This window comes from Luteimonas sp. RIT-PG2_3, assembly GCF_054902115.1.
Window position 1 is genome coordinate 264,793 of record NZ_JBUBPF010000001.1, and the last position, 18,449, is coordinate 283,241.

The 18,449-nt window shown below is 68.3% G+C and carries 14 protein-coding genes; 9 read left to right on the forward strand and 5 right to left on the reverse strand.

The window, feature by feature from the left end:
- Nucleotides 1-73 precede the first annotated feature (73 nt).
- Nucleotides 74-2,053: a UvrD-helicase domain-containing protein gene (locus ACYX7E_RS01100; protein ID WP_462078687.1), complete on the forward strand. Its 1,980-nt coding sequence runs from the start codon at nucleotides 74-76 to the stop codon at nucleotides 2,051-2,053.
- Nucleotides 2,054-2,094: 41 nt separating this feature from the next.
- Here the strand turns inward: ACYX7E_RS01100 and ACYX7E_RS01105 are convergent, their stop codons facing one another.
- Nucleotides 2,095-2,835: a YceH family protein gene (locus ACYX7E_RS01105; RefSeq protein ID WP_462078688.1), complete on the reverse strand. Its 741-nt coding sequence runs from the start codon at nucleotides 2,833-2,835 to the stop codon at nucleotides 2,095-2,097.
- A 122-nt stretch (nucleotides 2,836-2,957) separates the two neighbouring features.
- Between ACYX7E_RS01105 and ACYX7E_RS01110 the strand changes: the two genes are divergently transcribed.
- The 4 genes from ACYX7E_RS01110 (at nucleotide 2,958) to ACYX7E_RS01125 (ending at nucleotide 10,191) form a co-directional block, all read left to right on the forward strand.
- Nucleotides 2,958-3,902 (forward strand): 5'-nucleotidase, lipoprotein e(P4) family, encoded by a 945-nt coding sequence (locus ACYX7E_RS01110; RefSeq protein WP_462078689.1) that lies wholly within the window; start codon nucleotides 2,958-2,960, stop codon nucleotides 3,900-3,902.
- Nucleotides 3,903-4,880: 978 nt separating this feature from the next.
- The gene (locus ACYX7E_RS01115; protein ID WP_462078690.1) at nucleotides 4,881-5,957 is read left to right on the forward strand and encodes a hypothetical protein; all 1,077 of its coding nucleotides are present in this window, start codon (nucleotides 4,881-4,883) and stop codon (nucleotides 5,955-5,957) included.
- A gap of 73 nt (nucleotides 5,958-6,030) precedes the next feature.
- Nucleotides 6,031-8,916: a glycerol-3-phosphate 1-O-acyltransferase PlsB gene (plsB, locus tag ACYX7E_RS01120; protein ID WP_462078691.1), complete on the forward strand. Its 2,886-nt coding sequence runs from the start codon at nucleotides 6,031-6,033 to the stop codon at nucleotides 8,914-8,916.
- 123 nt (nucleotides 8,917-9,039) lie between these two features.
- Nucleotides 9,040-10,191, forward strand: coding sequence for a hypothetical protein (locus ACYX7E_RS01125; RefSeq protein WP_462078692.1), 1,152 nt, complete (start codon nucleotides 9,040-9,042; stop codon nucleotides 10,189-10,191).
- 83 nt (nucleotides 10,192-10,274) lie between these two features.
- Here ACYX7E_RS01125 and ACYX7E_RS01130 read toward each other — a convergent pair whose 3' ends face one another.
- Complete coding sequence (locus tag ACYX7E_RS01130) at nucleotides 10,275-10,478, reverse strand: YdcH family protein (RefSeq protein ID WP_462078693.1); 204 nt, start codon at nucleotides 10,476-10,478, stop codon at nucleotides 10,275-10,277.
- A 52-nt stretch (nucleotides 10,479-10,530) separates the two neighbouring features.
- Nucleotides 10,531-12,276 (reverse strand): ATP-binding cassette domain-containing protein, encoded by a 1,746-nt coding sequence (locus ACYX7E_RS01135; RefSeq protein WP_462078694.1) that lies wholly within the window; start codon nucleotides 12,274-12,276, stop codon nucleotides 10,531-10,533.
- Nucleotides 12,277-12,487: 211 nt separating this feature from the next.
- Here ACYX7E_RS01135 and ttcA point away from each other — a divergent pair, with 211 nt between their 5' ends.
- From ttcA to ACYX7E_RS01150, 3 genes are all read left to right on the forward strand, one after another.
- Nucleotides 12,488-13,351 (forward strand): tRNA 2-thiocytidine(32) synthetase TtcA, encoded by an 864-nt coding sequence (gene ttcA, locus ACYX7E_RS01140; RefSeq protein ID WP_462078695.1) that lies wholly within the window; start codon nucleotides 12,488-12,490, stop codon nucleotides 13,349-13,351.
- Nucleotides 13,352-13,444: 93 nt separating this feature from the next.
- Complete coding sequence (locus tag ACYX7E_RS01145) at nucleotides 13,445-14,350, forward strand: recombination-associated protein RdgC (protein ID WP_462079045.1); 906 nt, start codon at nucleotides 13,445-13,447, stop codon at nucleotides 14,348-14,350.
- Between the two features lie 91 nt (nucleotides 14,351-14,441).
- Entirely contained in the window at nucleotides 14,442-15,227 is a 786-nt protein-coding gene (locus ACYX7E_RS01150; RefSeq protein WP_462078696.1) for a M48 family metallopeptidase, read from the forward strand.
- A 144-nt stretch (nucleotides 15,228-15,371) separates the two neighbouring features.
- Here the strand turns inward: ACYX7E_RS01150 and ACYX7E_RS01155 are convergent, their stop codons facing one another.
- Entirely contained in the window at nucleotides 15,372-16,217 is an 846-nt protein-coding gene (locus tag ACYX7E_RS01155; protein WP_462079046.1) for an alpha/beta fold hydrolase, read from the reverse strand.
- Nucleotides 16,218-16,276: 59 nt separating this feature from the next.
- The gene (gene hemH / locus ACYX7E_RS01160) at nucleotides 16,277-17,266 is read right to left on the reverse strand and encodes a ferrochelatase (RefSeq protein WP_462078697.1); all 990 of its coding nucleotides are present in this window, start codon (nucleotides 17,264-17,266) and stop codon (nucleotides 16,277-16,279) included.
- A 252-nt stretch (nucleotides 17,267-17,518) separates the two neighbouring features.
- Here hemH and ACYX7E_RS01165 point away from each other — a divergent pair, with 252 nt between their 5' ends.
- Nucleotides 17,519-18,379: a lipid-binding SYLF domain-containing protein gene (locus tag ACYX7E_RS01165; RefSeq protein ID WP_462079047.1), complete on the forward strand. Its 861-nt coding sequence runs from the start codon at nucleotides 17,519-17,521 to the stop codon at nucleotides 18,377-18,379.
- The last annotated feature ends 70 nt before the right edge of the window (nucleotides 18,380-18,449 follow it).

The window sequence follows — 18,449 nt, forward strand, 5'->3', positions numbered from 1 at the left end:
ATATTGCACAGATGCTACAGGCCGGGATCGGGCGGTGTCTGTAAACTGATGGCCTATCCGCTCCCAGCTCCCCATGCACGGCCTGAACCCCCAACAATCCGCCGCGGTCGTCCATTGCGACGGCCCGACCCTCGTACTTGCCGGCGCCGGCAGCGGCAAGACGCGCGTGATCGTCGAGAAGATCGCGCACCTGATCGCTACCGGACGCTATCCGGCCAAGCGCATCGCGGCGATCACGTTCACCAACAAGTCCGCCAAGGAAATGCGCGAGCGCGTCTCCAAGCGGCTGCGTGGCGACGCCGCAGAAGGGCTGACGGTCTGCACCTTCCATGCGCTGGGCCTGAAGATCCTGCAGATCGAACATGCCAAGGTCGGCCTGCGGCGTGGCTTCTCGATCTTCGACAGCGACGATACCGTCTCCCAGCTCAAGGATCTGATGCCCGGCGTCAAGCCCGACGTGGTGCAGCAGATGCAGGGCTTGGTCTCCAACGTCAAGAACGCCGGACTGTCGCCGCAGGACGCGCATGAGCGCGCGGTCAGCGCGCGCGAGTTCGAGGTGGCCGCGCTGTACGCGAAGTACCAGGCACGGCTGTCGGCGTTCAATGCGGTCGACTTCGACGACCTGATCCGGCTGCCGGTGCAGTTGCTGGAAACCGACGAGGAATGCGCGATGGGCTGGCGCGAGCGCATCGGCTACATGCTGATCGACGAATGCCAGGATACCAACGACGCGCAGTACCGCCTGCTGAAGGCGCTGGCCGGCGACAAGGGCAACTTCACCTGCGTCGGCGACGACGACCAGAGCATCTACGCCTGGCGCGGCGCCAATCCGGAGAACCTGCTGCAGCTGTCGCGCGACTACCCCAACCTGGTCATCGTCAAGCTGGAGCAGAACTACCGCTGCAGCAACCGCGTGCTGCGCGCGGCCAATACGCTGATCGCCAACAATCCGCACGAACATCCCAAGACCTTGTGGAGCGCGCAGGCCGACGGCGAGCGCATCCGTATATGGGAATGCCGCGATGCCGCGCACGAGGCCGAGCGCGTGGCCGGCGAGATCCACTTCATCCAGACCGCGCGCAAGGTGGAGTGGAACGAGTTCTGCATCCTGTTCCGCAGCAATTTCCAGTCGCGCGCGCTGGAGAAAGCGCTGCAGCTGCTGCGCGTGCCCTACCACCTCAGTGGCGGCACCGCCTTCCTGGACCGCGGCGAGGTCAAGGATGCGCTGTCATGGCTGCGCCTGATTGCCAACCCGGAAGACGACTCCGCATTCCTGCGCGCGGTCCAGTCGCCCAGCCGCGGCGTCGGCGCGACCACACTGGCCAAGCTGGCCGAACTGGCGCAGCACGCACACCTGCCGCTGTCGCGTGCCGCCGAATCCATCGGCCTGCTGAAGCAATTGCCGCCGCGCGCGGCGAACGCGCTCAGCGGCTTCGCCGACATCCTGCGCGGCCTGCGCAGCGATGCCGCGCGGCTGCCGCCTGCCGAGCTGGTCCGCAACCTCAACGAGCGCTCCGGCCTGCTCGCGGCATTGCGCGCCGAGTGCAAAACCGACTCGCTGTTCGCGATCCGGCGCGGCAACCTCGATGAGCTCGCCGACTGGTTCGAAGGCGCGCGCGGCGCCGCGCCCGGCGAGCTGGCCGCGCAACTGGCGCTGCTCAGCCATGCCGACAAGAACGATGCCGGCAACCAGGTGCGGATGATGAGCCTGCACGCGGCCAAGGGGCTGGAATTCCGCTACGTGTTCATCATCGGCATGGACGACTACACGCTGCCGCACGAGGCCAGCGTCGACGAGGGCCGCATCGATGAGGAGCGGCGCCTGCTCTACGTCGGCATCACCCGCGCGAAGGAACAGCTGTGGCTGTCGTATGCGCGCGAGGCGCAGAAGTGGGGCGAGAAGCTGAAGCAGGCGCCGAGCCGGTTCTTCGAGGAACTGCCGGCCGCCGAGATCCAGCGCGACGGTGCCGATCCGGTTGCCGATGCGGCACGCAAGCAGGAACGCGCACAGGTCGGCTTCGCTTCGATCAAGGCGCTGCTGGGCGAAACCTGAGGAAGGGCCGGCACCTGCCGGCCTTTGCTGCAACGACGGCGTCAGGCCTCGTCGGTCGTTGCCGGGGGAGCGCCCGCGTCATTGCCGCCATCGCCCTGCGCTGCGGCGCCGGCTATCCAGCGCTCGACCTGCGCACGCAGCTGCGCCAGTTCTTCTTCCAGGGCATCGACGCGCGCTTCCAGTGCGCTGGCATGCCCTGACGACGTGCCGCTGCTCCCGGCGTTTCCGCCCACCGCCGAAACGGACGCTGACGCCCGCGACACCGCCGCGACATCGACATCGCCTGACAGCAGGTGCGCATAACGGTCCTCACGCTGCCCAGGGCCACGCGGCACTAGCACCACCAGCGGGGTTTCACGTCCGATCAGGCGATCGAGATGATGGCGAACATCGTCGGCATCGGCGAACGCATGCAGGCGTTCGCTGCGCGACAGCAGTTCATGCACGGTCTGCAGGCCGCGCAGCAGCAGCACGGCCAGCAGCGCAACCTGCGGACCGGTCAGCGCGAACGCGCGTTCGGCCAGGTGTTCGTAGCGTTCTGCGCGCGACGAGAACACCTGTCGCGCCAGTCGCTTGAGTTCGAGCTGGCGCAGCGCGTGGTGCACGTCGCCCTGCTGCAGCGACAGCAGCGGATCGCGCGCGGTCTTCTGGTTGGCGGCCAACACCGCGGCACTGACGGTCAGCGGATAGACGTCGGGCGTGGTCGCCTGTTTCTCGATCAGGCAGCCCAGCACGCGGGCTTCCGCAACACTCAGCGGCAGGGGTGAAGAAGGATCGGACATGGCCATGGACATCGAAGACAGCGATCGCAAGGATACCCGAGCGCTGCCATCGGCCTGTCAGCACACTCCGTTACACTCCGCGGCTTGCGCTACTCAAACCATTCTTCAAAACGGAACCCGCGATGCACACTTCACGGACGTTGCTCCCCCTGCTGCTGGTGCTCTCCGGCGCCGCCGTCGTCGGCTGCAAGCCGACGGCTCCCGTCCCCGAGGCCGCACCGGCAACGCCGACCAGCACGCCCGCGGCCGCCGATGCCGCGGCTGCGAAGAACACACCGGCGCCGTCGACACCCGACGACAACCTCAATGCGGTGCTGTGGGTCCAGCGTTCGACCGAGTACCAGGCCAATACGATCTCGCTGTATCGCGCAGCCGCCGATCATCTCGACGCCGCGCTGGCCGAGCCCCACTGGGATGCGCTGGTTCCGGAAGAGCGGGCGTTGTCGGGCAAGCTCGACGCGCTGCCGCCGGCGGTGATCATGGACATCGACGAAACAGTGCTCGACAACTCGCCGTACCAGGCGCGCCTGATCGCCGGCGGCGAGGAGTACGACGAGGTGACCTGGGCTGCGTGGGTGGCGGAGAGGAAAGCCAAGCCGGTGCCCGGCGTGCTGGACTTCGCGAAGGTTGCCGATGCCAAGGGCGTGACGATTCTGTACCTGTCCAACCGGGCCCAGCACCTGCAGGAGGCCACGCTGGCCAACCTGCGTGCCGAAGGCCTGCCGGTGAAGGGCGATAGTGTGTTCCTGGGCCTGGGGACGCATGTCGAGGGCTGCGAGCAGAATGGATCCGAGAAGGTCTGCCGCCGCCGTCTCGCGGGACAGAAATACCGGGTGTTGATGCAATTTGGAGACCAGTTGGGCGATTTTGTCGAGGTGATCGCCAATACGGCCGAGGCCCGCGATGGCCTGATGGAGACCTATGGCGACTGGTTCGGCGAGCGCTGGTGGATGCTGGCCAACCCGACCTACGGTTCGTGGGAGCCGGCCACGTTCAACAACAATTGGGGCGATCCACGCGAGGTCCGTCGCGGCCACAAGCGCGAGGCCCTCAACACGGCGCGTTAGGGCCTGTCATCCATGGCCGGAGGGCCGTTGCGAAGGCGGCGGCCCGCTCCCAGGCGCTTGGGCAGCATGGCTCGCCAAGTCCAATCAAAAATATCAATGGGTTACATGGCTCAACATCATGTGTTGCATTAGCTTTTGGGGTCCGGTAGTCTGCGCCGGCCACAACACAGTCCTCCGGCTCTGCCGGATTCACGGGAAGCCTCATTGGCCTCCCGTTTTTTTTGGCTTTTTGCCGGCTTGTGGGAATCAACGATGGGAATCCGAGGCTTGCAGGAGCGCTGATACAAGCAAGCCCCTGCCTACAACTCCGAGAAGAACAGAGCTCAAAAGCCGCTGAGCCCGGACTTGCAGCGGCGTGCCGGGCTGCGGCTGCTCTTCCCTCGGTCAGGGCATCCTGCCCTGACTCGGGCGCAACCTCCGCCCGACCCGCCACTGCCGCAAGCGTCAGGATTGCGGCGTTGGCAGGTTATCGACGCATTCCCACCATCGAAGACATCGGTCCATCCAACACCAGTGCGTCGCCTCGGCCGGGGATTGCGGAGAGCGGGCCATGGATGGCCCGCGGCGGCGAGTCAGCCATGGGTGAGCAGGGGCTGCTTGCGCGGCACTGCCGCGCAGCCCATGCGAACGCCCGGCGTGCTGCGCCGGGCCGGACCGGGCCGCACAGCGGCACGGGCTGACCGAGCCGAGTAGCAAGCCCTGGACGGGGCGCCGCGGCTTCCGAAGCCAAAAGCGTGTCTGCTTTACTTCGTTTAGGAGAAAAAAGTGCCAAAGCCGGATCACCTGCGCTGGATCTGCAACATCGCGTCGCCTGGGCCGGAGTTTCCAGAGAGGACGCGGCTTTGGAAGCCGATGCTCCAACCACGCGCCCCCACAGCCCTCCCGACCCGTGACCCACGTCCCCGCATCGGAACAGTCCCGTTGCCTGCGCCTGCCAAGCCCGGCGAAGATGCACCACTACCTGTTCAGGAGTGACCGATGCGGCCAGGCAATGTCCTGCGGTCGTGGCTCGCTTGCCTGCTGTTGCTGACGGCCTGCCAGGGCCCGCCGGCCGCACCGGGCGATGCCCGCGATACCCAGACCGGCGCCAGCCGCCCCGCGGACGCCGTCCGCGAACTCACTGCGCACCTCCACAACAACGACCTGCAGGCATTCGCACGCGATGCCGTGCCCCCCGCATTGCATGTCGAACTCGAACAAGCCTGGCAGCGCGGCCAGACCCGCTGGCCATTGGAAGAACTGCCGCTGTCGCCGCAGCATCCGCGTGCACTGGCCGCGCTCAGCGCCGAACAGGCCGAGGTCGAACTGATGCGCACCTTCGACCGACAGTTCCGTGGCGCCTCGGGCGACCTGCGCAAGACCGTACAGTCGCTGGGCATTTTCGCCGTACAGTTCGTGCAGCAGCGCAGTGGCTACAGCGACAGTGAGCGACAACATTTCGGCCAATTGCTGACGACCCTGAGCCGCTGGGCCGCAGGCGCCCCCCTGACCGACCGCAAACGCGCGCAGGCGGCACTTGCCCTGCTGATCCCGGCCGCCCGCCAGGTCCGGCTGGACAGCGACGCCGCCTTCGCCGAGGCCGGCATGGACGAGAGCCTGCGCCGTATGGGCGGCATGGTCGCCGCCACCAAACAGGCGATCGCCCTGTACGGCCTGGACCTGGATGCCTCACTGGCCGACATGCAAGTGCAGATGCTGTCGCAGACCGGCGACCTCGCCAAAGTGCGGATGCGCTACAGCGTGGCCGGCAGCCCCATCGACACCATCGTCCCGGTGCAGCGCTACGACGGTCGCTGGTATGTCGCCGACTTCGTCGACAACGCCCGCGCCGCAGTCGCGGCCGCCCAAGGCGCGACACCGCCCGCCCCCGCAACGCCCGACATCCCGTTCGACGCCGCGCCCGCGGACCCTGCCGCCTCCGGACCGCGGCCGCCGGTGGCTTCGCCCGCGCCCGCCTCCAGCCCTCCGACGACCAGGCCAGCTCCCGCGACGACACCCCGCGCGCCTGCGGCCGTGCCTGCCACAAGCCCGGCACAGCCCGCGCCGACAGCCTGAGTCCGCCGCGTCACCGCCTGCGTCCACCCCGGACTGGCGTGCCGACACTGTCCGGACTCCCGGCTTGGGCATAATGTCCGGGATGCCAAACCAGCCGACCCCGCCCAACCAGTCCTCGCTGTTCGACGCCACCCAGGTCGACGCGCCGGTCCCCCCGTCCACCCCGGATGACGCGCAAGCGCCGGTCGCCCACGCCGTGCCGGAACCCACCGAGGGCCAGCAGGACCACGACGACGCGCCGCTGGACGACCAGGCCGCGGCCGTGGCTGGACCCGAGGCCGGGACCGCAGCGGATGTGACGGCCTCGACGGGCAGTGTTGCGGCCAACCCTGCAGCACCGGATGCCGCCGACCCCGGACCACGCGAAGACGACACCCCGCCCGTCCTGGCCACCGCCGTCAGCCCGGTACCGGCGCACGTCACCGCCGCACGCAGCCGGCGCCCATGGTGGGCCGGCCTGCTCGGCTGGTTCATGGAGCCGTGGATCGCACTGAAGATCGAACCGCAGCTGCCGCAGGAGCTCGTCGACGCGCGTGCGGTCTGCTACGTGCTCGAGGACTACGGCCTGTCGAACGCGCTGATCCTGGAACGCGCCACCCGCGAGGCCGGCCTGCCGTCCCCACTGCGTCCATTGCCCGGCGACCCGCTCGGCCGCAAGCGCGCCTATGTCGCCCTGTCCCGACGCAATGCCGGCAGCGCGCTGGCACTGGCGACCGGGCAGCCGCCGGTCAAGAAGACCCATTCCGAATCGCTGGCGCGGCTGATCGACGCCCATCGTCTCGACCCGGCGCTGGACGTACAACTGGTCCCGGTCTCGATCTTCGTCGGTCGTTCCCCGGACAAGGCCAGTGGCTGGTTCTCGGTGCTGTTCTCGGAAAACTGGACCATCGTCGGCCGGTTCAGCCGCCTGCTGTCGATCCTGCTCAACGGCCGCGACACCCTGGTGCAGTTCTCCGCACCGGTCAGCGTGCGCGACCTGCTGGCCGAAGACCTGCCGCCCGAGCGCACGGTGCGCAAGCTGTCGCGCCTGCTGCGCACGCATTTCAACCGCATCCGCGAGGCCGTCATCGGCCCCGACCTGTCGACCCGGCGCCTGCTGATCGACAAGGTGTTGGCCTCGACCGCCGTCAAGGACGCCATCGAGGCGCAGGCCCGGCGCGAGAAGAACGCCAATCCCGAGAAGGGCCGCATCGAAGCCTGGAAGCAGGCGCACGGCTACGCCTACGAGATCGCCGCCGACTATTCGCATCCGGTGGTGCGCTCGGCCTCGTTCCTGCTGACCACGGTCTGGAACCGGATCTTCCGCGGCGTGCTGGTGCACCACCTCGACAACCTCAAGAGCGTCGCGCCCGGCAACGAAATCATCTATGTGCCTTGCCACCGCAGCCACATGGACTACCTCCTGCTATCGTACCTGCTGTACACCAAGGGCGTGGTGCCGCCGCACATCGCTGCCGGCATCAACCTCAACCTGCCGGTGATCGGGCCGATCCTGCGTCGTGGCGGCGCGTTCTTCATGCGCCGCAGCTTCCGCGGCAATGCGCTGTATTCGACGGTGTTCACGGAGTACGTCGCGCAACTGGTCGCCGGCGGCTACGCGATCGAGTACTTCATCGAAGGCGGACGCTCGCGCACCGGTCGGCTGCTGCAGCCCAAGGGCGGCATGATCGCGATGACGCTGCGCGCGTTCCTGCGCCAGCCCACGCGCCCCGTTTTGTTCCAGCCTGTCTACATCGGCTACGAGAAACTGATGGAAGGCGGCAGCTACCTCGACGAACTGTCGGGCAAGCCGAAGGAAAAGGAATCGATCTGGGCCCTGCTGTGGGGCATCCCCAAGGTGCTGCGACAGAACTACGGCCAGGTCGTGGTGAATTTCGGCGAGCCGATCCCGCTGAAGGATCTGCTGGCCGAACACGCCAGCGAATGGGATGGCCGCCCGCTCGGCGACGAGGATCGCCCGGACTGGCTGTCGGACACCGTCGATGCGACCGCGCACCGGATCCAGGTCAACATCAACCGCGCCGCCGACGTCAATCCGATCAACCTGCTGGCACTGGCCGTGCTGTCCACGCCCAAGCACGCGATGGGCGAGGCCGACCTGCTCGCGCAGATCACGCTGTCGAAGACGCTGCTGGGCGAAGTGCCGTACTCCGACCTCGTCACGGTCACCCCGCACACGCCCGAGCAGATCGTCGCGCATGGCGAGGAGATCGGCGTGCTCGCACGCATCCGCCATCCGCTCGGCGACGTGTTCAAGGTCGACGGCGACACGGCGGTGCTGCTGAGCTATTTCCGCAACAACGTGCTGCACCTGTTCACCGAGCCGGCATGGATCGCGTGCTGCTTCCTGCACAACCGGCGCATGGGCCGCAACCACCTGCGCAGGATCGGCCGCTCGATGTATCCGTTCCTGCAGGGCGAGCTGTTCCTGCCGTGGGATGGCGACGGTTTCGCCGATCGCATCGACCGCACGATCGACGTCTTCGTGCGCGAAGGCCTGCTCGAGCAGGTCAGCGACGACGATGGCGGCATCCTCGCGCGCAATGCGGGCCAGTCGGACGAAGTCTTCCGCCTGCGTGCGCTCGGCCACCCGTTGCAGCAGGCATTCGAGCGCTACTACATCGCCATCTCGGTGCTGGCCAAGAACGGCCCCGGCACCCTGGGCGCCGGCGAACTCGAAAGCCTCTGCCAGCTCGCCGCGCAGCGGCTGTCGCTGCTGTACGCGCCGGCTGCGCCGGAGTTCTTCGACAAGACCCTGTTCCGCAGCTTCATCCAGAAGCTGCGCGAACTGGAGCTGGTCAAGCTTGACCAGAACAGCAAGCTCGTCTTCGACCAGCGCCTCGATGCCTGGGCCAAGGATGCCAAGGTCATCCTCGGTCGCGAGTTGCGCCACACCATCGAGAAGGTCAGCCCGGAAGCGGTGAAGCCCGCGGAGCCCCCGGCGCCTGTCGTCGACTGACGGCGGCGCACGGCGACAGATCCCCCTGCCCGCTTGCGGGCCCGCCGGCGCATCTCTAATCTCCGTCTTCGGGAGATAGGACGCCGGCGCATTGCGTTTGGCCGCGTGACAGGGGACGCTTTGATGACATTCGACGACACGCTGTCAGCGGTGCTCGAGCCGCTGTACGCCTCCGTGCTCGCACCGGAGCGGCTGGGCGATTTCAGCCGCGCGCTGGCCGATGCGACCGATAGCTCGATCACCGCGATCATGGCCCATGACGTCGTGGTCGGCCGCGCGGCGCCAAGCCTGGCCCATGGCATCGACCACGATTGGCTGATGCAGCGCGTCGCGCAGTGCGACCTGCACAAGGATCCATGGATGCAGCGCGCGACCCCATTGCTGGAGACCGGTCGCGTCATCGACAGCCACGACATGCTGCCGCTGTCGCAGATGCGCCACTCGCAGGCCTATTCCGAGCACTACCAGGTCATCGGCGTGGCCCAGCAGGTGGTGTCGGTCGGTCATTTCGATGGCGTCAGTTCGGTCACGCTATCGATCTGCCATGGCGATCCGCGACGCCGCTTCGGCCGCGAGGCCATCGACCTGCTGCACCGGCTGACACCACACTGGGTCAACGCCTACGCCCTGCAGCGCAGACTGGGCTGGTTCGAACAGCGCAGCGCAACGCTGGATGCCGCGATCGAGGCGGCGCCGATGGCGATGTTCCTGCTCGATGCACAACAGCAGGTCGTGCGCAGCAACGCCGCCGCCGAACAGCTGCTGGCATCCAGCGACCTGCTGCATCTCGATGGCGGCCGTCCGACCGCCCGCTTCAACGGCGGGCCGTTGCAGCGCGTGCTCGGCGAGTCCTGCCAGGGCATGTCGCCGATCCGGGCGACGACGCCGTCGGGCAACAGCGCCAATCTCCGCGATGCCGCGGGTCGCGTGGTGCTGGTCGCCAGCGTGCGTCCCCTGCCGCAGGGCGCCGGGCACGAGCGCGCGATCATGTTCGTGCAGCCGGTACAGGCCTCGACGCCGGACGACCTGAAGCAGTTGCTGCGCCAGCTGTTCCCGTTGACCGAATCCGAGGCCGCGCTGGTGGTCACGCTGCACCGGCACACCGATCTGGCCAAGGCCGCCGACAGCCTGGGCATCGCGACCGCGACGGCGCAGACCCGGCTCAAGGTGGTGTTCGACAAGACCGGCGAGCGCAGCCAGCCGGCATTGATGCGGCTGACGTCGGCGGTGGCGATGATGTTGCGACCGGCGGGTGGGTCGCGAACGATGTCGTGAGGGAGGTGCGGCGCGATGTCTGTGGAGCGCCGGGTTGGGGCCGGCGGACAGGGCGTTGAAGAAGCGCCGGATCGAGATCCGGACTACGCGGGCTCGTCGGGGATCAGGGCGCTTTCGAGGCGGGCGATCATGTCCTTGAGCTGCAGCTTGCGCTTCTTCAACCGCTTGACCGACAACTCGTCGGCGGCGATGTCGGCCTGCAGCCGCGAGATCGCGTGATCGAGATCGCGATGCTCGCTGCGCAGTTCGGCAAGCTTGCGGGGGATCGCGGAGGCGTCGGGATACATGGGCCGAGCTTACACGCCGCCATGCCCGCCGCGCACCCTCCCAGCGTCGGCCTTATGCGGTCGCCCCGCAATGTTCCAGCGACAGTCGCCCGGACTGCAATCGCAGGCGATGCTCCAGGCCCAGCCGGGCCAGCAACGCGGGGTCGTGGCTGACCACGAGCAGCGCCCCCGGCCAGCCGCGCAACAGCTCGACCAGCGCATCCACGCTGTCGAAATCCAGATGGCTTGCCGGCTCGTCCAGCAACAGCAGCGGCGCCGCCGGCTGCGCCCAGGCCGCGGCCGCCAGCGCGACGCGCATGCGCTCGCCGCCCGACAGGGTCGCCAGCGGCTGGCGCGCCCGCTCGCCGGCCAACCCCAGCAGCGCGAGCCGCGTCGCCGGTGCATGCATCGCGTCGACCTGGGCCGAAGCCGCCTGCATCCGTGACGCCAGCCAGTCCAGCGCCGTCAGGGTGTCGGGCAGGTCGGCCAGATGCTGGTCGAGCGATTGCACCGGCACATGCGCCGAAACCGTGCCGCTGGCCAACGAGGTCTCGCCGCGCAGCGCGCGCAACAGTGTGGTCTTGCCACTGCCGTTGGCGCCTTCCAGGCCGATCCGCACCGGTCCGCAGGCCTGCCAGTCCAGCGCCTGCGCGGGTGCCGCCAGACACGGATGCGCATTGACGAACGTCAGCACGCGCCGCCCCGCCGGCAACACGACGCTGGCGTCGACGAACGCCGGTGCCACGGCCGCGTCGACGGCTGCGAAGGCCGCGCGGACCGCGTCCTCGCCGACCTGCAGCCGTTGTGCGAGTCCATTGCGCAAGCGGCCGTCGTTGCGCTCGGCCTTGCCCTTCAGGTGATCGAGCAGCAGTGGCGACTGGTTGCTGTCGCGGTGCGCGCGTCGCCCGCCGGCCTGGCGCTGGTCCAGGCGCTGGCGTTCGCGTACGGCATCGCGCTGCAGCTGCGCACGCGCGCTGCGGGCCTGTTCGAGGTCATGCTGTTGCTGTCGGCGCTGCGTATCGCGCAAGGCGCGCCAGGCCTGCAGTCCGCCATCGACATCGAGCAGGCCGCCGGGGCGCAACTCCAACAACCGCGGCATCGCCTGCAGCCAGGCAGGATCGTGGCTGACCACCAGCACCGCGCCATCGCGCCGCGCAAACGCCTCGCACCAGTGCGCCGACACCCCCGCATCCAGGAACGTGCTGGGCTCGTCGAGCAGTACGACGCGCGCATCCGACAGCAGCGCGCCGAGCAGCCGCAACTGCTGGCATTGCCCACCCGACAATTGCGCCGGATCGGCAAGCAGCGACATGCCGGCAAGGCCGTGCGCCTCCAGCGCCGCGCGCAATCGCGCCGGCAGCGACCAGTCGTCGCCGACCAGCGCGGCATCGTCGCTGTCGCCACGACCGTCGAGCAGTCGTTGCAGGGCGTCGAACCGTGCACCGAATCCGAGCACATCGACCAGGCGTCCCGGCAGTCGGCCGACCGATTGCGCCAGCCAGAACGTAAGACCGTCGACCTGGCCGCCATCGACATGCACGCAGGCCTCGCCCGGGACGCCGTGGCCGGCGAGCTGGCGCAACAGCGTGGATTTGCCAACGCCGTTCGCACCGATCAGTGCACAGGGACCCTCGTGCAGGTGCAGGTCGATGTGGTCGTACAGGACCCGGCCATTGGGCAGTACGGCGGACAGGCCGCGGGCCTGCAGCCGGATCGGGCGCTGACGGCCCGGTGGCGGGTTGAGCGGCACTTGTGGTGTTTGCAGCACATCGGGCTGCGGCCGGGAGGCGCCCGGCAGCGGAGTGGAGTACGACGGCATGATGGAGGCCTCTGGCAGACTCGACGACGACCCCGGCAGGGTCGGTGGATTCGATGTCGGCTCAATGCATCACATCGATGCGCGCTCCAGGAAAGCCCGGCGAAGTCCGGACGCGGTGGAGTCTAGCGCGCGTGGCCGGCGACGGGATGAACGCCAGCCCTGGCGGACCGCCGCCGTGAAGACCCGCACGTGCCGGTAAACTACCCGGACGATGAGTACCGTCCTGCCCCTGCCCGAGCCCGTCCTGCGTCGCGATCGCCACCGCGATCAGCGCGAGCATGCGCATGCGACGGCCAGGCTCGGCAAGCGGCTGCGCCACCAGGTCGGTCGCGCGATCGCCGACTTCGGCATGATCGAGGAAGGCGACCGGATCATGGTCTGCCTGTCCGGCGGCAAGGACAGCTACACCCTGCTCGACATCCTGCTGCAGTTGCAGAAGAAGGCGCCGGTGTCGTTCTCGCTGACCGCGGTCAACCTCGACCAGAAGCAGCCCGGCTTTCCCGAACACATCCTGCCCGACTATCTGCGCGCGCTCGGCGTGGATTTCCAGATCATCGAACAGGACACCTATTCGGTCGTCAGCCGCGTGATCCCGGAAGGCAGGACCATGTGCTCGCTGTGTTCGCGGCTGCGGCGCGGCGCGCTGTACCACCATGCCGAGCAGCACGGCTTCACCAAGATCGCGCTGGGCCATCATCGCGACGACCTGGTGGCGACGTTCTTCCTCAACCTGTTCTTCCACGCCAAGCTCAGCGGCATGCCGCCGAAGCTGCGCAGCGACGACGGCAGGCATGTCGTGATCCGTCCACTGGCCTATGTCGCCGAGGACGACATCGCCACCTATGCCGCCGCCAGCGCATTCCCGATCATCCCGTGCAACCTCTGCGGCTCGCAGGAAAACCTGCAGCGCAAACAGGTCAAGAAGATGATGGATGCCTGGGAACGCGAGACACCCGGCCGCATCGAGACGATCGCACGCGCACTCGGCGACATCCGTCCGTCCCAGCTCAGCGATCCGAAGCTGTTCGACTTCCTGTCGCTTGGAATGCCACCCCCGCTGCTCACCTCCGCTTGACCCACTGCACCTGATCCATCGCTGGCGCGCACCTTCGCGGCGCCAGCGCCGTCCCCCGACAGCGCCACCTCCCTTTCCCACGCCCGGATGTCCATGTTCTTTCGCAACCTGACCCTGTTCCGCTTCCCGACCTCGCTCGACCTGTCCGATCTCGACGCCCAACTGCAACACCACCCGCTGAAGCCGGTCGCGGCGCTGGAGCTGTCTTCGCGCGGTTTCATCTCGCCGTTCGGCCGCGACGCCGAGGCGTTCTCGCATCGCATCGAGGACGCGATCTGGGTGACCGTGGGCGGCGAGGACAAGATCCTGCCCGGCGCGGTCGTCAACGACCTGCTGCAACGCAAGCTGTCGGAGATGGAACAGAAGGAAGGCCGTCGCCCGGGCGGCAGGATGCGCAAGCGCCTGAAGGAAGACCTGGTCCATGAACTGCTGCCACGTGCCTTCGTGCGGCCGTCGCGCACCGATGCGCTGATCGACCTGGAGCATGGCGTCTGCGTCGTCGACACCTCCAGCCGCAAGTCGGCCGAGAACGTGGTCTCGGAAATCCGCACCGCGCTCGGCAGCTTCCCGGCGTTGCCGCTCAATGCCGAAGTCGCGCCGCGCTCGATCCTGACCGGCTGGATCGCCGGCGAGCCGCTGCCCGATGGCCTGAGCCTGGGCGAGGAATGCGAACTCAAGGACCCCGACGAGCATGGCGCGATCATCAAGTGCCAGCGCCAGGAACTGCAGTGCGACGAAATCACCCGTCACCTGGACTCGGGCAAGCAGGTCACCAAACTGGCGCTGACGCTCGACGACCATGTCTCGTTCGTGCTCGGCGAGGACCTGATCATCCGCAAGTTCAAGCTGCTCGACGGCGCGATCGACAAGCTCGAAGGCACCGAGAACGACGACATCCGCGCCGAGCTCGATGCCCGCTTTGCGCTGATGAGCGGCGAGTTCAAGCGTCTGTTCTCGATCCTGGAACCGGCACTGAAACTGTCCAAGGCCGACGCCTGATCGTCCCCGGGCGCGTGGCCTTTGCCACCCGCCGATGACCGCCGCATGAAAAACATCGCCGTCGGCGCGCTGCGGCGGTAGCATAGTGCCGATGCCATCCCTGCTGCGCCTGCTCTCCCCCCGCTCCGCCCCACCAGCCCTGCAACGCGACATCGCCCACCTGGAACTCGCCGATGGCAACAGCATCGACGTGTTGCGCGTGCGCGATCCCCGCGCGAAGCGGATCAAGCTGTCCGTGGGCGAACGCGGCGCGCGCCTGACACTGCCGTTGCGCGCCAGTCTGGTCGCCGGCGACCGCTTCATGCACGAGCATCGCGACTGGATCGCGCAGCAATTGCAGGTCTGTCGCGGCGACATCACGCCCTTGCTGCGCGGCACCACCGCAAGCTTGCCCCTGCGCGATGCCGCGGTGCCGTTGCGCTGGCAGGAAGGCCGCTTCGCCCAGATCGCGCGCGACGCCGACGCGATCCGCTTCCAGTTGCCCGCGACCGCCAGCGACGCCACGATCCGGCGCGCCTTGCGCGATTTCTACGAGGCCGAAGCACGCTCGGACATCGCGCGCTGGATGCCGGTCTACATGCCCGGCCTGCCGCGCCCGCCGTCGCGGATCCGCCTGCGTGTGCTGTCCTCGCAATGGGGCTCGCTGGCCCCCGACGGGACGCTGACGCTGGACCTGTCGCTGGTGCTCGGCCGTCAGAGCGCGTTCGAGTACGTGCTGGTCCACGAACTCTGCCACCTGATCCACGCCAACCATTCACGCGCGTTCTGGCGCGAAGTGGAGCGCCGCTGCCCGGACTGGCACGACGCCCGCGATTACTTCCGCGACCACGGCCGCCACCTGAAGGCCAGCCTGCATACGCTGCTCAACGGCGCGTAGGGGAATAGGGCGCATAGCGCGCACGCCTCGGGAGTCGCCCTCGGCGCATCTCGCTGACCGCCGGCGATCAAACCGCCTTGCCTGAGCCGTCAGCGCCTCTGGCTCGCCAGCTTCCGGCTCGTCAGCGCCCTTGGGCCACGACGCTCAGGCGTCCAGGAAGAACGAGCCGATCGCCGCAGCCACGGCTGCGGGATCTTCCATGTGCAGGTGATGGCCACCCGCCAACAGCACCAGGTCGCCCTGCGACAACAGCCGCGCGCGCCGGCTGCGATCGGGTTCCGGCAGGTAGACCTGCGCCGGCGTCGCATAGATCACCCGGGTCGGGCATTCGATGCCGGCGATCAGCGCGTCGATCTGCTCGCCGGTCATCCGCGTCATCGTCGGCAGGGTCAGGCGCGGGTCGCTGCTCCAGACATAGCCGCCTTCGACCGCGTCGACGCCGCGCTCGACCAGCAGCCGCGCGACCGGTTCGCTGAGCGCATTGACCTGCATGCGCGCACGGATCGGCGCCGACAGGTCCGGGAACACCCGCAATTGCTTGCCCGTCAGCGCGCGCGTCGCGTCGATGGCTTCGCGCAGGCGCGGCACCGTGCGCTCGACGGTCTCGGGCAATGCGCCCAGCGCTTCGATCGCGACCAGCCGGCGCACGCGTCGCGGGCAGCCCGCCGCGATCAGGCTGGAAATACCGGCGCCCATCGAATGGCCGAGCAGCGAGAACTGCTCCCAGCCCAGCGCGTCGGCGACATCGAGCACGTTGTGCAGCGCACCGGCGAACGAGTAATCGGTGCCACGCGGCAGATGCGCGCTGCGGCCGTGTCCAGGCAGCTCGGGCGCCACAAGGTCCAGACCCTGCAGGTACGGCGCCAGCGGCATGAAGCTGGCGGCATTGTCGAGCCAGCCGTGCAGCGCGATGACGCGCGCGCCGCCGGGATTGTCGTTGCGCAGGCCGCGGATACGGCCGCAGGGGATGTCGAGTTCCAGCTCGTGCATCAGCGTGCCCTGCGACGGCACACCCTGTGAGCGCGTGCCCTGTTCCGTGCGGTCGCTCATCACGGTGCTCCGGCCTTCCACTGCGCCAACGTCCGCGCGGCGAGCGCGGCGAGCGCGTCGGCATGCGCAGGCGAATCGTTGAGGCACGGAATGTAATGCAGCGCCTCGCCGCCCGACTCGCGGAACAGATCGGCGTTCTGCATCGAGATCTCCTCCAGCGTTTCCAGGCAATCCACCGCGAATCCGGGGCAGACCACGTCGACGTCGCGGACGCCGGTCGCCGGCAGCGCGCGCAGCGTCGCGTCGGTGGCCGGGCCCAGCCAGCGCTCGCGCCCGAACCGCGACTGGAACGTCAGCTGGTACTCGTCCTCGCGCAGCGACAGCGCCTGGGCCAGCGCCGCGACGCTGGCCCGGCACTGGCGTTCGTAGGGATCGCCGGCATCGACCAGCCGCTGCGGGATGCCGTGGAACGAGAACAGCAGCAACTGCGCGCGGCCATTGGCCTGCCAATGCGTCCGGATCGAATCGGCGACCGCCGCGACCCATCCCGGATCGACCGGATAGTCGACGATGACGCGAGCATCAAGCCCGGCCGCCACCGCCTCGTTGACGACATCCTCGACCGAGGCCGTGGTGGTCGTCGAATACTGCGGATACAGCGGCAGCACCAGCACGCGACCGATACCCTCGGCCTGCAGCGCCTGCAAACGCGTGCGCAGGGCCGGCTTGCCGTAGCGCATCGCGTCGAGCACCTTCGTCTGCGGCAGGCGCTGCTGCACCGCCTCGGCCAGGCGCCGGGTGTAGACCGCCAGTGGCGATCCACCCTCCATCCAGATCTCGGCGTACTTGTGCGCCACGCGCTTGCAACGCAGCGGCAGGATCACGCCATAGAGCAACGGCAGCCAGAGCAGGCGCGGGATCTGCACGACGCGGGGATCGCCGAGGAACTCGCCGAGATAGCGGCGGACCGCATCGGCGGTCGCGGCCTCGGGTGTGCCCAGGTTGACCAGCAACAGGGCGGTGTCGGCATCGGAGCGGGAATCGATCATCCGCATAGGATGGCAGGCGCGACGACAATTGGCACCACGCAGGCATGGCTGGACAGGCCCCAGGCAGACCACGCGACCCCGGTCGCGACACCGGTGCGTTGCTCACCAGTGATTCATCGCACCGCGACTAGCCTGAATACCTTAGATTGCTGCCGATCCTTCCGCTGCGCCCGTGGTCCACGACCTGGCCGCACCCCGCGTGCCGCCCAACCTCCGGAGCCTCCGATGTCCATCTCCCGCCTGTCCCGCATCCTGCCGCGTCCGTTGCTGCTGGCCACCGCATTGGCCGTATCGTTTTCTGCCGCGCCCGCGTTCGCTGGCGTCGATGAGGATGCGCGCGCCCAGAACGCCGTGCGCGTGCTGACCGACATCCAGGCGATCCCGGAGTCGGCGATCCCGGACAAGCTGCTCGACGAGGCCCGCGCGATCGTCGTGATCCCGGACACGCTGAAGGTCGGCCTGGTGCTCGGCGGCCGCCGCGGCCACGGTCTGCTGTCGGTCAAGAACGCCGACGGCAGCTGGTCCAACCCGAGCTTCATCAAGCTCACCGGCGGCAGCATCGGCTTCCAGGCCGGCGTGCAGTCGTCGGACGTGGTGCTGGTGTTCCGCAACGACCGCAGCCTGGAATCGATCGTCAACGGCAAGGTCACGCTGGGCGCCGATGCCGGCGTCGCCGCCGGCCCCGTCGGCCGCTCCGCGTCCGCCGCCACCGATGGCCAGCTCAAGGCCGAGATCTGGTCCTGGTCGCGCGCGCGCGGTCTGTTCGCCGGCGTCGCGCTCGACGGCGCCGTGCTGTCGATCGACAGCGCCGCCAACGAGGCGGTCTACGGACGCGACACCACGCCGCGGATGATCTTCGAAGGCCGCCTGAGCCATTCCCCGTCGAATGCGGTCGTCGATTTCCGCGACCGCCTCGAGGAAGCCACCGCCTCGGCCCGCGCCACCCGCCATGGCAACGGCACGCCGGCCCCCACTGCGCAGCAGGCACCGGCATCGACCACGTCGACGTCTCCGCTCAATACCTCGCCGCAGGCGCAGGAAGCGCAGCCGCAGCCGTTCGAGCCGGTCCATGACAACCCGGCCGTCATCGAGCAGCTGCCCGACAATCCCTGAGGCAGCCAGGCCTGATCCCATCTGGCCTGACTTCATCTGGCCTGATCTTCTCTGGCCTGACCTGCTCTGA